This window comes from Bacteroides sp. D55t1_190419_B8, assembly GCF_015558905.1.
GTDB classification, from domain to species: Bacteria; Bacteroidota; Bacteroidia; order Bacteroidales; family Bacteroidaceae; genus Bacteroides; species Bacteroides vicugnae.
Map to the genome: position 1 here is coordinate 77,823 of NZ_JADMOU010000024.1, position 15,725 is coordinate 93,547.

A 15,725-nucleotide genomic window follows, 5' to 3' on the forward strand; every position below is an offset into this window, starting at 1 on the left:
AATGCAGTTTAAAAAAATCTTTTAAGTCAATGGATGTTTCTTCAGTGTGTTCGCAATAATGTTGGATTAAAAAAGGCAAGCGATATATTTCCTGCAAAACAGTATTAGTGAATCCTATTTGCAGGGACAGTAAAGTAACGACTATGATGGTCAAAAATTTCACGCCTCAAATTTAGCAATATTCCTTAAAATAGTAAATCACTATTTTAAGGTATTTACTTATAAGGTACCTCTTATTCCATTTTAGCGCCACTCGCTGCCAAATCGAAGCCACAAGCGACCACATGACAGAAAATCAATCATTTACAAGAACAACCTCTCTAATTTCGCTTCTCAAACTTTTAATTTTTAAAGATTATGCAACAAGAAGATGATTTAAGAGGACTTGCCAAAGTGATGGAGTTCATGAGGGCAATCAGTATTATTTTTGTAGTGATAAACATTTATTGGTTTTGCTATTACGCTTTGCGTGAATGGGGAATCAATATTTCGGTAGTTGATAAGATACTACTGAACTTTGACCGGACTGCCGGACTATTCGGTAGTATTCTTTATACCAAATTATTTGCCGTTGTTTTCCTTGCCCTTTCGTGTCTGGGAACTAAGGGAGTTAAAGAGGAAAAAATCACTTGGCCGAAAATCTATGTTTTTCTGACAATAGGTTTTATCCTGTTCTTTATGAATTGGTGGATACTTGAATTGCCATTACCTGCATCGGCTACAACAGGTTTTTACATCCTGACAATGGCAGCAGGTTATCTGTTCCTTTTGGTCGGTGGATTATGGATGAGCCGTTTACTCAAAAACAATATGTTCGACGACGTATTCAACACGGAGAACGAGAGTTTTATGCAGGAAACACGGCTATTACAGAGTGAATATTCCGTGAACCTGCCTACGAAATTCTGGTATAAGAAAAAAGAATGGCGGGGTTGGATAAACGTTGTAAATCCTTTTCGTGCAAGTATTGTGTTAGGAACTCCGGGCAGTGGGAAGTCATACGCTGTTGTTAATCAATACATTAAGCAACAAATTGAGAAAGGATTTTCAATGTACGTGTATGATTTTAAGTTTCCTGACCTTTCTACAATCGCTTATAATCATTTACTGAACAATCAATTAGGCTACAAAAAAGTCCCCACGTTTTACGTGATAAACTTCGACGATCCGAGCCGTTCACACCGATGTAATCCAATCAACCCTTCTTTCATGGAAGATATTAGCGATGCTTACGAATCGAGTTATACAATTATGCTTAACCTTAATAAAACATGGGTGCAAAAACAAGGCGACTTCTTTGTGGAATCTCCGATAATTCTGTTTGCTGCTATTATATGGTATCTCCGAATTTATAAAGACGGAAAATATTGCACATTCCCTCATGCGATAGAGTTCCTGAATAAAAGGTATGAAGATATTTTCCCTATTTTGACAAGTTATCCCGAACTGGAAAACTACCTAAGTCCCTTTATGGACGCGTGGCTTGGGGGCGCAATGGAACAGTTGCAGGGACAGATAGCAAGTGCTAAAATACCGCTTTCAAGAATGATTAGCCCGCAATTATACTGGGTAATGAGCGGTGATGAGTTCACGCTTGATATAAACAACCCTGATGATCCGAAGGTATTAGTCGTAGGCAATAACCCCGATAGGCAAAATATATACGGCGCAGCTTTGGGACTTTACAATTCCAGAATAGTTAAATTGATAAACAAAAAAGGGCAATTAAAGAGTTCGGTCGTAATCGACGAATTACCGACAATTTATTTCAAAGGTCTTGACAATTTGATCGCAACAGCCCGTAGTAATAAGGTTGCTGTGCTTTTGGGCTTTCAGGATTTTTCGCAGCTAATAAGGGACTACGGGGATAAGGAAGCAAAAGTTGTGATGAACACCGTAGGAAATGTTTTTAGCGGTCAGGTTGTGGGAGAAACTGCAAAAACATTATCCGATAGATTTGGTAAAGTCTTACAGAAACGCCAGTCTATGACTATTAACCGCAATGATAAATCGACCTCTATAAGTACCCAGATGGATAGCTTGATACCACCGTCCAAAATCAGTAACTTGACACAAGGGATGTTTGTCGGAGCGATTGCCGACAACTTTGATGAACGTATCGAGCAGAAAATTTTCCATTGTGAAATAGTTGTAGATAATGCAAAGGTAGCTGCCGAAACTAAGGCTTATCAATCTATTCCTATTATTACCGACTTTAAAGACGAAAACGGAGTAGATAAGATGAAAGAGCAGATACAGCTCAACTATAACCGTATCAAAGAGGAAACCAAACAAATTGTTGCAGAAGAACTACAACGCATTAAGGATGATCCTTCATTGGCTCATTTATTACAGCAACAAGAATAAATATACATATATATATAATGTAGGAGAGCCGGATTTCCGGCTCTTTGTTTTTCCTATAACGCCACTCACTGCCAAATCGAAGCCACAAGCGACCACCTGCCGAAAAATCAACAGCTAACCTCTTGATTACCGCTACTTTTATTCTGCATTAATAGTGATGCAGAACAAAAACAGTTTTTATTATGGATGAAAAATTAAATCCGAAAGACAAAGTTCTCCTGATGCGAGATGAAGGAGAAGGCAACAAACTCAAAGTCGTGAAAGGCATCGACAAAAAAGGTAAAATTGATGCCATTGATCCCATGAAGGCGAAGCAAACCGATTTTATCAAAATTGACAAACACGCCGATCCCCTTGAAAACTTTTTCAAAAACTTCTTTAATCAAGCTAAAAACCCGTCGCATACAGGATTCTATGCGGTTACCGTCGATATGCTTGATAAAGTATTAAAACTAAGTGATGAAGATTTGGAGAAGTATCGTATCAATCCGAAAGATTATATGAATCAGCAGGAACAATCCACCAAAGAGAGTGAAAAGCAAGTTCAAACCGAAAAAAAAGAAGAAAAAATGGAAGCAACACCAGCAACCGAACAGAAGACCGAATTTAAGCAATTCGACACAAGCCGTATCCCTGAAAGTGAATATCAGAAATACGGTATCAAGCCCGAAAATCTGGAGGGCGAACTCAAAGCCATGAGTTACGGGTATAAATCTCCGCACCTTGTAGATATCAACCCCAAAATAGAGGGAGTAGAATATCCCATGAAAGCCCGTCTTTCACTGGAGGAACAGCCGGATGGCAGCCTGAAATTTACCCCGCATCCATACCAACAGCAGGTTGATTTGGAAAAACCGTTTCAGGGCATTATGCTCCCCAATGACGTAAAAGAAAACCTGTTAGCAACGGGTAACAGTGGTAGGGTGGTAGAACTGGAGCCAAGACCGGGCGAAAAAGTACCGTCGCTTATTTCTATCGACAAGCAGACTAACCGTTTGGAAGCCGTACCCCTTGATAAGCTCACAGTATCTCAAAACCTGAAAGGTGTTGAGTTATCTCCTGAACAACAACAGGCATTAAAAGAAGGGAAAAAGGTACTCGTAGAGGGTATGACCTCCAAAAAGACAATAGGTACCGATAATCCTAAAAAATTCGATGCTTATGTTCAGTTTAATGCAGCCAAAGGCGGTTACGATTTCAATTATGACGGATTAGACCGCAATAAGTATCAGCAGAACAATAGACAGGAACAAAGCCAGAACGGAGAACAGCAGAACCAAGTCCGTATTCCTAAAAAACTTTTAGGCGTTGATTTGGACGATAAACAACAAAGTTCTCTCCGGGAAGGAAAAGCCGTCTATGTTCAGGGTATGATGAAAGACGGAAAGGGCGAGCCTTTCAATGCCTATGTAAAGGTCAATCAGGAAAAAGGCAAACTGGATTTCTTTAAGTGGAACCCGGACAGAGCCAAAAAGCAAGGTGCGGATGTGAAAGTTGCCGAAGGCAATAAGACACAGGTAGCAGTCAATTCACAGGGTAAAACCAATGAAGCAACCAAACATTCAAATGAACCCCTGAAACAAGGTCAGCAAAACCCGACCGAAAAGCAGCAAGAGCAGAAGCAGATTAGGAAACCTGTGAAAAAGTCCACAGGACATAAAATGTAATACCAACCACTAAAAAATCCAATAGTAAATGAAAGTAATAATTGCAGAAAAGCCAAGCGTAGCCCGTGATATAGCGGCTATCGTTGGTGCGGATAACCGCAAGGACGGTTATTTAGAAGGGAACGGATATTGTGTAACGTGGGCATTTGGCCACCTCATAGGACTGGCAATGCCGCAGGACTATGGTATTACAGGATTTCAGGCTGAAAACCTACCGATACTTCCTGCCGAATTTAAGTTATTGCCTCGTCAGGTAAAGGACGGTAAAGAATACAAACCTGATCCGGGCACAATGAAACAACTTAAAGTTATCAAAGAGTTATTTAATAAATGTGAGCGTATAGTGGTTGCGACCGATGCAGGACGTGAAGGGGAGTTAATTTTCAGATATATATATAATTATCTGGAGTGTTCCCGCCCTTTCGACCGTCTTTGGATAAGCTCTCTCACGGATCAGGCTATCCGCAAAGGATTGGAGAACCTACGTCCGGGAAAAGAGTACGACAACCTGTATCGTTCGGCAAAAGCCCGGAGCCAAGCCGATTGGGTTGTCGGGATAAACGCTTCACAAGCCCTGTCAATATCAGCCGGGCACGGCGTATGGTCATTGGGACGGGTGCAAACACCTACACTCGCCATGATATGCAGCCGTTATCTGGAAAACAAAGATTTCAAACCGCAAACCTATTTTCAGGTAAAATTGCATACGGCAAAAGATGCAACCCAGTTCGCCGCTATTTCCACAGAACGGTACAACACAAAGCAGGAGGCAGACGACATCTTAAACCGTGTCCGATCCGCCGAATCCGTAAACGTGATAAGCGTAGAAAAGAAAGAAGCCAATCAGGAACCGCCATTGCTCTACGATTTGACTACTTTGCAGAAAGAAGCGAACAGCCGCCATAGTTTTTCAGCAGATAAAACCCTGTCGGTAGCCCAGTCGCTTTACGAAGCGAAACTTATTTCCTATCCAAGAACGGGCAGCCGTTATATTTCCGATGATGTTTTTGCCGAGATACCCGCCCTTATAGGTCAGTTATCCGGTTACGCTCCATTCGGCAACTATGCAAAAATAATGTCAGGGGCAAGCCTGAACAGGCGTTCTGTAAATGATAAGAAAGTAACAGACCACCATGCTCTGATTATCACCGAAAATATGCCGAAAGATATTTCAGCCGACCAACGTATCATATACGATATGATTGCTGCCCGAATGTTGGAAGCCTTTTCCGGCAAATGCACCAAAGAAAACACAAGCGTTTCTTTGGATGCTTCGGGCATTGCTTTTTCAGTCAAAGGTAGCATTATCCTTATTCCCGGTTGGCGTGCCGTATTGAACGCACCTGATGAAGAAAAAGGCGAAGACGATGCTCCGGCACTTCCATCCCTGTCCGATGGGGATGTACTTCCCATTAACGGAACGGACTTACTGGAGAAACAAACCAAGCCCCGCCCATTACATACGGAAAGTAGTTTATTATCTTCTATGGAAACCTGTGGTAAAGACCTTACCGACGAAACGGAACGGGAAGCGCTCAAAGAATCGGGTATCGGAACACCTGCCACCCGTGCCGCTATTATCGAAACGCTTTTCTCCCGTGAATATATTCAGCGTGAAAAAAAATCCCTTGTTCCTACCAATAAAGGATTGGTAGTCTATCTGGCTATCCGTGATAAAAAAATAGCGGACGTAGCTATGACCGGAGCATGGGAAAGCGCATTGAATAAAATAGCAACGGGAGAAATGGATGCCGATACCTTTCATAGAAGTATCGAAGTATATGCCGCACAGATTACCACCGAATTACTGGAGAAGAAAATCGAAGGCGGCAATACAAGAGAGAGCTGTCCATGTCCGAAATGTAAAAACGGTCAGGTAGTAATATTCCAAAAGGTTGCAAAATGTAACAATGAGGCTTGCGGACTGACAGTATTCCGGAATAAATCAGGAAAAGACCTGACGGACGGACAACTGAAAGACCTGCTTACCAAAGGCAAGACAGGTACTATCAAAGGCTTTAAGAGTAAAGAAAATAAGCCTTTTGATGCTGCCGTAGCTTTTGATGCAGAGTATAAAACGATATTCCAATTTGATAATTCCAAAAAGAGGAAAAAGTAATGAAAATAAGTTTGTTATTAAATTTAGGACAGGCATTGACGAGAAATGCAAATCTGGATAAGCCGACTAAAATGCTATATTCTTTTATTGATTATTGTAAAAGTCATGATTTTCCATATCCTACTATTCCAAGAATCGGAGAATTTATTTCATTGGAAGAGTTCTTTATAGAATGGGCGAAATCGCTTGATGACTGCGAATTAAATATGCTTGATAATATTAATTCGCTAACTACGTGTATCGGTAAGGAAATTAAGGTCATCAATGTTATTCACAATGTAAATCGCTCAGTCCTGTACTGTTCTGACTTGTATAAATTGGAATAAAACAGCTATCTTTGCCACTAAGAAGTTCATATGGCACAGGTTTTAATGAGAAATTATTAAATCTATCCTATTGAATTTTTTAGTGGTGGCACTGGGGAGGGATACCCCGGTGCCTTTTGCTTATCCGTATCAATAGTTTTCCACTAAAAAATTCATAGTTATGAAATACAATTCAAATTTAGAGCCTGCGGAAATGTCATACTTCCGGCTCAATCTACTTTCTTATTTACGTGATTCCCACCCCGACAAAGCAAATGACCTTTCATTTATTGCCGGACGTGGGGATATGGCAGCCGAAGCGTACAGCGAAGCCGTAAAAAGCGGTTTAGACCATATTCAAGCTGCCGAAATTGCAAACGAAGCCTTATTCAAAGGCTTACACTTTTCACCTTATAATATAGTAGTTGAAATACTTTGGAACGAGTTTTTCGACGAAGTTTCTCCGGGTGGTGCCCAGGCAAAGGCAAAAGAACTAATGCCCGAATGTCAGGCGGTATTTGCTAAATACAACCTTAGTGATGATTATGCCGAAACGACAGAGTACCAGTCGCTTTATACAGAGCTTGTCGGCACGATCCTGATACTGCTCGAAAATGAGTTACAATAAGCGAACTCATTTGCGTCAGAATATTGACGCAATAAAGTTAGCGTTAAGGCTCGACAAGGAACAAAAAAAGGCAACACCCGAAGAACGGGAAATACTCGCAAAATATTCAGGCTTTGGAGGGATTAAGGCAATCCTTAACCCTGCCGACAAACCCGAAGATATTGAGCGGTGGTCTAAATCCGAAGTCGAGCTTTTCCCGTTGGTGCAAGAACTCCACGAGGTACTCCGTGAAAGTTCTCCCACACCGGAAGTTTACAAACGCTATGTCAGTTCCCTGAAAAGTTCTATCCTTACGGCATTTTATACGCCGAAGCCTGTTATTGATGTGTTAGCGGATGCACTAAAGGATAGCGGTATAACTCCGACACGCTTTTTAGAACCCAGTGCCGGAACAGGTGCGTTTATTTCTTCTTTCAAAGATATTGCACCTGAAGCTAACGTAACCAGTTTTGAAAAAGACCTGCTAACAGGTAAAATTCTATCGCACCTTTATCCTGATGATAAGGTACGGATTGAAGGTTACGAAAAAATGGAAGGACGCTATTCACAGCATTTTGATGTGATTGCATCTAATATCCCTTTTGGAGATGTTTCGGTATTCGATCCGCTACTGTCCAACCATGAAATACCCGCCGTCAAACAATCGACACAGGCGATACACAACTACTTTTTTGTAAAAAGTGTCATGTCGGCCAGAGAAGGCGGGTTAATCGCCTTTATTACCAGTCAGGGCGTACTCAATTCGGAACAAAACAAACCGATACGGGAATACCTGATGAACTCTTGCGATGTGGTTTCAGCTATCCGTTTGCCGAACAACCTCTTTTCCGACCATGCCGGAACTGATGTCGGCAGCGACCTGATTGTATTACAACGGAATAATAAAAATATAGTTCCAAGCCAACGACAGCAGGATTTTATCGAATCCCGCAAATTATCTAACGGCATATCTATTAATAACCTGTTCCGTGATTTCAACAGAGTAGTACAAACCCGTTCCAAAATCGACACCGATCCATACGGCAAACCTGCTATTGTTTTTACCCATGAAGGCGGTATTGAGGGAATAGCCACAGATTTGCGGCAAATGCTGAAAGATGATTTTTCAAAACATTTGGATTTGCAGCGTTACCAAAACTATGCACAGGAAAACCCGGCACAGTCGGTAACACAACAATCTCAATCTGCAAAATTGGATAACAGCAATCAGATAACCGAACAGGATATTCAGGAATTAAGTGATTACGCTTCTGAAATGGACAGAAAACTGTATGCCGAACGTCCGCCACAACCCGAAGATTTTGGAATTAAAGAAAAAAAGCAGAATGAAACAGAAGAAAGACAACCGGCTGCTCCAAATACTTTTAGAGGTACTCTTTTCGATATGGATGATCCTGCCATTAAAAAAGCGCCGACTACGGAGGCGAAACCCCAGTCCGTAACGCAGGAACCATTAATAACGCTCTATGACCTTTTCGGCTTTACCCAAGAGGAACGCAGTCAGGTAAACAAACCCAAAAAGAGAGGTAGAAAATTCAAATTACAGGCAAGCAAGTCAAAGGAACTGCCGTTTATGGACTGGCGGGAAGAAATGGCGCATAATGCAGCGCAGCAACGGGAAAAGCTACAACAGGAAAGCGCCGAGGCCTATCCCGTATTCGATGCCCGTCGGGAAGAACAGTTGGAACGGCTGAAAGAGGAAGCCGAACGGGAACAGCAGGAACGCATGAAACCTGTTCCTTTCCTATTGGAAGATATACCGTCCCATTACCGTGATGGCTCACTTGTTACCGACGAAAATAATCGTATCGGTTATTTGCGTGATTTGAATGGATTTCAGCCGATGTTCCATCCGCTTCAGCTCACCGGAACACAGCAGGCGAAAGCATCCCTTTATATTGAAATACGGGACACTTATCACCACCTGTACAGCAACGAAGCAACAAGGTTGGAAGCCAATCCTGCATTAAGGGAAATGCTTAACCGACTGTATGATGATTTTACCCGCCGTTTCGGAAATATAAACGATGCGAAAAATCTTAGTCTTATAAAAATGGATGCCGGAGGAACGGAAATTCTTTCTCTGGAACGGTATATCGACGGTAAAGCCGTCAAAGCAGATATATTTCAACAACCGGTTGCCTTTAATCCCAATGAGATTACCCATGCCGATAATGCACGGGAAGCCCTGACCGCTTCGCTCAATAAACATGCAACGGTAAACCTTGAATATATGGCAGGGCTTACAGGGGGGACTTCGGATGAAATACTGGAGGAACTCAAAGGGCAGGTATTTTTCAATCCAATGATAGGCTCTTATGAAATTAAAGACAAGTTCATAAGTGGTAATGTTATCTCCAAAGCGGAACACGTAGAGCGGTATATAGAAAACCACCCCGACAATGAAGCGGCAAAAGAATCATTAAAGGCTCTGAAAGAAGCAATACCCCGTCCGATAGCATTCGAAGATTTGGATTTTAATTTCGGAGAACGGTGGATACCGTCGGGCATTTACAGCAAATACGCTTCACATTTGTTTGATACGAATGTATCGGTGCATTATGCTCAAAGCCGTGATGAATACACGCTCAAAGCCGACAGCAAAAATATCAAGATATGGGATCAGTACGCTGTTAAGGCAACAAGCCGGACTTTCGACGGTATCGCCCTGATGAAACACGCCTTGCATAATACCTCTCCTGATATAACAAAGAAAGTCAATAAGTTGATTGACGGGGAAATAAAAGAGGTCAAGGTACGTGATTCCGAATCTATTCAACTCGCCAATTCCAAGATTGACGAGATACGGAACGGTTTCGTTGAATGGCTTAACGAACAATCACCGGAGTTCAAAGACCGACTGGCAGATAAATACAACCGTACATTTAATTGTTTCGTCCGTCCGGAGTATGACGGAAGCCACCAAGAGTTTCCGGGACTGGATCTGAAAGGCTTGGGTATTCCCGACCTATACAATAGCCAAAAGGATGCAATTTGGATGGATAAACTCAATGGCGGGGGTATTATCGACCACGAAGTCGGGGGCGGTAAAACCCTGATAATGTGTGTAAGCGCCTACGAGAAAAAACGTTTGGGATTGGTAAATAAACCGCTCATTATGGCGCTCAAAGCCAATGTTCATGAAATAGCCCAAACTTTCTGTACGGCTTACCCCAATGCAAAAGTGTTGTATCCGGGTAAAGAAGATTTCACCCCTGCTAAACGGGCGAAGATTTTCAACGAAATGAAGAATAACAACTGGGATGCAATCATTTTAACACACGAACAGTTTGGTATGATACCCCAGTCACCCGAAATTCAGCAACGGATATTACAGGCGGAACTCGATAGCGTAGAAGAAAATCTGGAAGTGTTACGGGCACAAGGAAAGGAGATTTCCCGTGCTATGGAAAAAGGTTTAGTTAAAAGACAATTAAACCTTGAAGCCAAATTGGAAAATATAACCTACCAGATTGAGAACCGCAAGGATGACACCGTAGATTTCCGTCTTATGGGTATCGACCACTTGTATGTTGATGAGAGCCACCGATTCAAGAACCTGACCTTTACAACCCGACACGACAGGGTTGCAGGTCTGGGTAATGCCGAAGGCTCACAACGTGCCTTGAATATGCTTTTTGCCCTGCGTACCATTCAGGACAGGACGGGAAAAGATTTGGGAGCCACTTTTCTTTCAGGCACAACCATTTCCAACAGTTTGACAGAGTTATACTTGCTTTTCAAGTATCTCCGGCCGAACGAACTGGAACGACAGGGTATTAATACATTCGATGCGTGGGCGGCAATCTTCGCCAAAAAGTCGATAGACTACGAATTTTCGGTAACGAATGAAATTGTGCAAAAAGAACGCTTTCGGTATTTTATCAAAGTACCCGAATTGGCAGCTTTTTATGCCGAAATAACAGACTATCGTTCTGCGGAGGATATTGGTATCGACCGCCCTGTAAAGAATGAAATTCTGCATAATATTCCACCAACACCCGACCAACAGGAGTTTATACAAAAGTTGGTAGAGTTCGCCAAAACAGGTAAAGGTGAAATATTAGGACGTGCGCCATTATCGGAAAGCGAAGAAAAAGCAAAAATGCTTATCGCTACCGATTACGCGCGAAAGATGTCCCTCGATATGCGACTGATTGATCCAGTTAAATATGGCGACCATGTGGACAACAAGGCTTCCCATGTGGCTAAAATGGTATCAGACTACTACACAAAATTCAAAGACCACAAAGCAACCCAGTTCGTTTTCTCCGATTTAGGCACTTACAAACCCGGAGAATGGAACCCATGCTCCGAGATAAAGCGTAAACTGGTGGATGACTATGGAATCCCGGCTCACGAAATACGCTTTATTCAGGAAGCCAAAACGGATAAGGCTCGTAAAACCATGATTAAGGATATGAACGAGGGTAAAATCCGTGTATTGTTCGGCTCTACCGAAATGTTGGGAACCGGAGTAAACGCCCAGAAACGATGCGTTGCAATCCACCATTTAGATGCGCCTTGGCGACCGTCAGACTTGGAACAGCGGGACGGTCGGGGCATTCGCAAGGGCAATGAAATTGCGAAGCTATATGCGGATAATAAAGTAGATGTACTTATCTATGCTGTGGAAAAATCGTTAGATGCGTACAAGTTCGGTTTACTTCACAACAAGCAGCTTTTCATTCGCCAGTTGAAAAATAATTCACTGGGTAGCCGTACTATCGACGAGGGAAGTATGGACGAAAAAGGCGGTATGAACTTCTCTGAATATGTGGCAATTCTTTCCGGCAATACCGAATTACTGGAGAAAGCACGATTGGAAAAGAAAATCGCTTCTTTGGAATCCGAACGACAGGCATTCATGCGTGGCAAGTCATCATCACGTTACAAATTGGAGGATATTATATCCAATGTAGAGCAAAACAACGGGTTTATTAGCCGTATATCCAAAGATATTGAAGCGTTTAACACCCGTGTTCAGCATCAGCCGGACGGTATTACCCGCCTGAATCCTGTTCAGTTAGACGGATTACAGGGCAGTAACCCAAAAGAAGTCGGGCTGAAGCTAAATGAAATAGCCGACAAAGCCCGCACACATGGAGCGCATGAGAAAATTGGTACACTTTACGGTTTTGATTTAATGGTAAAATCTGAAACCACTAATAAAGATGGCTTCGATGTTATACAAAATCGTTTCTTTATTAAGGGAGAGGGCAATATTCTCTACAATTATAATCACGGGGTAATGGCTACTGATCCGAAGACCGCAGCACAAAATTTCCTGAATGCACTCGATACCATGCCTAAACTTTTGGAGAAGTATCAAGCGGATAATGAGAAGTTGCAAAAGGATATACCTGTACTGAAAGAAGTAGTCGAAGGTACTTGGCGTAAGGAACCGGAACTGAAAACCCTGAAAGACGAGTTAATAAAGTTGGATAGGGAAATTCAGCTCTCACTTACTCCAATCAGTGAAACTGAAGGACAAGCGGAAACTGTACCTGATAAGACTGTTTCTACTACCAATCAGAACCAGTCGCAAGGCAAGACCGAAACATCGACTGTTCGGGATGCACCATTGCCAAATACTTTGCAGGGAGTTAAAGAAATAATGGGCGATAGGCTTGTTATTGCATCGGTGGGTGGTAGTCCGCCGAAAGTGGATAAAAAGGATTCTTCTAAAAATTTCAAACTGTAAAAATAAAGCCCGTGCCTGTCATCACGACGGTACGGGCTTTTGAATATAAATTCATAAAAACTATAAATATGGAAATAGTAATGCCCTCACGGGTTTTTCTTATTGTTGCCCCTTTTCTTGTTAAAGTTTTCCCTGATGAAAATATGAACATCACTTTCTTTGTAGTATGTCTTATGATAAACTGTCTGAAAAGGCAGTTCTCCGGTACTACGATAGCGTTGCAGGGTGCGTTTACTTACATTAAGCAACATGCACAAATCCTGATTATCAAGCAAAATTTCTCCATCTAACATATTCCTACGTTTACTCATTTTATCAAGTATTTTATCTATTTTGTCGAAGCGATCCATGATACGCTCCATCCATGCTTCAAAATTTTCTCTATCTATATACATAGTATTTCGTTTTTAGATGATATGCCCTATCATAAAGTAGTTTTGATTGGACGGATCTTTTATAATTATATCTTTCTCTCGCATATATTTAATATAGCTTTTGGCGGTACGTTCCTTTACATCCATTATCTGCTGTATGCGGTCGCATAGGTCTATATAGGTCAGATGCCTTTGTGAATCGAATATCTCACGGGCAACTGTCGCCAGTTCTTTCTCTTTCCTTTTTTCTTTTTCCTCTCGTGGTTTTTCTCCGATATATATGTGCATACCTAATTCTTTATCCCACGAAAACTGCATTAAAGGAACGTCGAGAGGACTGCCGTCCCTTACTTTGAGCGCCTTCACCACTGATATTGACGGATCGCTGTCAAGTTCTATACTAAGGATTGCAGCAGCTTTGCGTTGTAATTCCGAACCAAGATGCCCACGCAATTTCAAGCCATTGGGTACATAATGAAGCACACATATAATACAGGTACGGTATATTCCTGCCAACCTGTATAGTTCATCCATAATCCTGATGCTTTCAACTTCGTCATTTGCCGATGACACTAAATCTGCTATCCCGTCAATGACAACTAAGCGAATGCCCTCATATTCGTAATGGTACTTATCCATACTCTGAACAATAGCTTGTAACCGTTCTTTTCGGGACATTCCCGTAAGAGAAAAAGCCCGTAGTTCTTCCGGTTTTTCTTCCAGTTTAGCACGCTTTAAAAGATTTGATACATTTTTGAAAAGCTGTACTTCCGATTGTTCCGTATCATAGAGCAAAACCGCTTTATGGTCGGAATTATCCCGTACATCAACGCCTAACGTATCAATGGGACGATTGTCGTTTCTTATCGAACCTGCAATCAGGGCAGCAACATAGTTGCTTTTTCCTGTGCCTTCACCGCCAGTAATACAAAGTATGTTACCCTGTGTGCCCAGTGGTACGTCGCCGGCAGATATAACTTCTTCTGCTTTTGCCGGAGGATTGTTAAAATCAATTTCGCATGATTTCAGCATGGTCATTGTTTCATTATATAGGTTATCAAGAAAATCGAGAAATAATTGTCGGAACTCTTTCCGGCTATTACCCTTACTGAAATAGTCGGTAATATCTTTGTCCTTTTTTTCTCCCGAAAGTGGGAGTACAAGACGTTTAACACCATATTCGGACAATGCCTTTTCATGCTTCACCGCACTATCTGTTCCTGTTTTATCTGCATCATAGAGCAGTACAATATGTTTAAACCGGAATGTCAGTTTGTAGATGATCCCTGTCGGGATTATAGAGGTTTCACTATTAAAGCAGATAGCGTGGAATCCATGAGCGGCAAGTGTCATCACGTCTTTTTCTCCGCCGGTGATAAACAGCGTATCTCCTTTGGCGGGTAATTGCTCCAGTCCGAAACAGTAATTCTCCCCGATATTACCACCATATAAAAAACGGACTTCCGAAAACGGACGGTAAATCTTCACATACCGTTTACTCATATATCCGAAAATAGGCTCATTTTCTGATGAAGTATAGTAGAATGGTTTATTGTCTTTATTTTCGCTTCTAAATTCTTTCAGGGAAACTGTTTTGTAGTATTTCAATATTTCGGGCGTAATACCTGATTGCTTCCAAAAATCCAGTTCTTTTTGAGTGAATTTTTGTTGAATGATATTATACGGTTTGTTTTTGGGTAGTTCAGGCGTAGGCTGTTGTTTGTTCGATGTGATTGGCTGCAGAGTATGAGAGTAATCGGAATCACCCAGTCCTAATGCCATATCCCTGTTTATTGTCTTTAATATTTCGACAAAATCAGCTCCATTGCTACAATCCAAACCGTTCAATCTTCCAACGAAGAAAAAGCAATCGCCACTGTAATCGTCATTGCCGAAATCCTTAATTTTATAAACGCCATTACGACGGTCAAAATATACATTGCACGATGCTTTACGGTCTTCATACAAAGGATTAAGGAAATTACGTCCTGTTTTCCATTGGACTGGGATATAGTGTTTGAATACGTCCAAACCGTTATTCGTCCGTCTTAATAATTCGTCTTTGTTGAGCATGGAGTTTATGATTATTTATAAGGTCATTCATACATTCATCGGTGCTGCGGATTCTTTTCTCAGTAAGCATCCGTTTTATTTCAGCAATGGTATAATATGATTTGCCGGAGATAATGGAATAAGAAATCATCCGGTTACTTCGCAAACGTTGAAGTGTTCGTTCGCTGATTTTGAGAAAGGTGCAAACTTCGTAACTGTCCACCCACATTTCGTCCGGGTTGGTAGTATCATCATCCTGATGATCTATCACGAATTTCGCTATGGCATTAATTTTGGAAACTAATTCTTTGTATGCCTGTGATTCTATTGTAATGACATCCATAATTGCTACTTATTGAATTGATGCAAAGTTCGGAAGTTGCAAAAACGTAGAATGACAAGTTGCTATAACTATTTTTGAAATTTCATTCTAAATATCTAATAATCAGAATGTTTTAGTTTTGTTTTTTTAGGAATGTAAAGTGAGAATCTTTACATTGGGTATTTTT

The 15,725-nt window shown here is 41.5% G+C and carries 9 protein-coding genes; 6 read left to right on the plus strand and 3 right to left on the minus strand.

From position 1 onward, the window contains the following. The first annotated feature begins 357 nt into the window (after window positions 1–357). From mobC to I2I13_RS18260, 6 genes are all read left to right on the plus strand, one after another. Complete coding sequence (mobC, locus tag I2I13_RS18235; RefSeq protein ID WP_185154804.1) at window positions 358–2,367, plus strand: conjugal transfer protein MobC; 2,010 nt, start codon at window positions 358–360, stop codon at window positions 2,365–2,367. Between the two features lie 182 nt (window positions 2,368–2,549). Further along, the gene (locus tag I2I13_RS18240; RefSeq protein WP_129733333.1) at window positions 2,550–4,034 is read left to right on the plus strand and encodes a DUF3945 domain-containing protein; all 1,485 of its coding nucleotides are present in this window, start codon (window positions 2,550–2,552) and stop codon (window positions 4,032–4,034) included. Window positions 4,035–4,062: 28 nt separating this feature from the next. Next, a complete protein-coding gene (locus I2I13_RS18245) occupies window positions 4,063–6,153 on the plus strand; it encodes a type IA DNA topoisomerase (RefSeq protein ID WP_129733334.1) in 2,091 nt (696 codons plus the stop codon). Beyond that, a complete protein-coding gene (locus I2I13_RS18250; RefSeq protein WP_129733335.1) occupies window positions 6,153–6,479 on the plus strand; it encodes a hypothetical protein in 327 nt (108 codons plus the stop codon). The genes I2I13_RS18245 and I2I13_RS18250 overlap by 1 nt, the downstream gene beginning before the upstream one ends. Window positions 6,480–6,639: 160 nt before the next feature. Continuing rightward, on the plus strand, window positions 6,640–7,086 hold the full coding sequence (locus I2I13_RS18255) for a DUF1896 family protein (RefSeq protein ID WP_129733336.1): 447 nt from the start codon (window positions 6,640–6,642) through the stop codon (window positions 7,084–7,086). Beyond that, the gene (locus I2I13_RS18260; protein WP_129733337.1) at window positions 7,073–12,790 is read left to right on the plus strand and encodes an N-6 DNA methylase; all 5,718 of its coding nucleotides are present in this window, start codon (window positions 7,073–7,075) and stop codon (window positions 12,788–12,790) included. Before I2I13_RS18255 ends, I2I13_RS18260 begins: the two co-directional genes overlap by 14 nt. Window positions 12,791–12,876: 86 nt before the next feature. Here the strand turns inward: I2I13_RS18260 and I2I13_RS18265 are convergent, their stop codons facing one another. Genes I2I13_RS18265 through I2I13_RS18275 form a run of 3 tightly spaced genes read right to left on the minus strand, consistent with a single transcriptional unit; the run spans window position 12,877 to window position 15,559 of the window. After that, window positions 12,877–13,185: a helix-turn-helix domain-containing protein gene (locus I2I13_RS18265; protein ID WP_129733338.1), complete on the minus strand. Its 309-nt coding sequence runs from the start codon at window positions 13,183–13,185 to the stop codon at window positions 12,877–12,879. Window positions 13,186–13,197: 12 nt separating this feature from the next. Then, a complete protein-coding gene (locus I2I13_RS18270; protein WP_195650151.1) occupies window positions 13,198–15,237 on the minus strand; it encodes an AAA family ATPase in 2,040 nt (679 codons plus the stop codon). Beyond that, window positions 15,200–15,559 (minus strand): helix-turn-helix domain-containing protein, encoded by a 360-nt coding sequence (locus tag I2I13_RS18275; protein ID WP_129733340.1) that lies wholly within the window; start codon window positions 15,557–15,559, stop codon window positions 15,200–15,202. The genes I2I13_RS18270 and I2I13_RS18275 overlap by 38 nt, the downstream gene beginning before the upstream one ends. Window positions 15,560–15,725 lie beyond the last annotated feature (166 nt).

Excerpts from the sequence above, each read along its gene's own strand:
- mobC (WP_185154804.1), top strand. The coding sequence starts at position 358 with ATGCAACAAGAAGATGATTTAAGAGGACTTGCCAAAGTGATGGAGTTC.
- I2I13_RS18240 (WP_129733333.1), top strand. The coding sequence starts at position 2,550 with ATGGATGAAAAATTAAATCCGAAAGACAAAGTTCTCCTGATGCGAGAT.
- I2I13_RS18245 (WP_129733334.1), top strand. The coding sequence starts at position 4,063 with ATGAAAGTAATAATTGCAGAAAAGCCAAGCGTAGCCCGTGATATAGCG.
- I2I13_RS18250 (WP_129733335.1), top strand. The coding sequence starts at position 6,153 with ATGAAAATAAGTTTGTTATTAAATTTAGGACAGGCATTGACGAGAAAT.
- I2I13_RS18255 (WP_129733336.1), top strand. The coding sequence starts at position 6,640 with ATGAAATACAATTCAAATTTAGAGCCTGCGGAAATGTCATACTTCCGG.
- I2I13_RS18260 (WP_129733337.1), top strand. The coding sequence starts at position 7,073 with ATGAGTTACAATAAGCGAACTCATTTGCGTCAGAATATTGACGCAATA.
- I2I13_RS18265 (WP_129733338.1), bottom strand. The coding sequence starts at position 13,185 with ATGTATATAGATAGAGAAAATTTTGAAGCATGGATGGAGCGTATCATG.
- I2I13_RS18270 (WP_195650151.1), bottom strand. The coding sequence starts at position 15,237 with ATGCTCAACAAAGACGAATTATTAAGACGGACGAATAACGGTTTGGAC.
- I2I13_RS18275 (WP_129733340.1), bottom strand. The coding sequence starts at position 15,559 with ATGGATGTCATTACAATAGAATCACAGGCATACAAAGAATTAGTTTCC.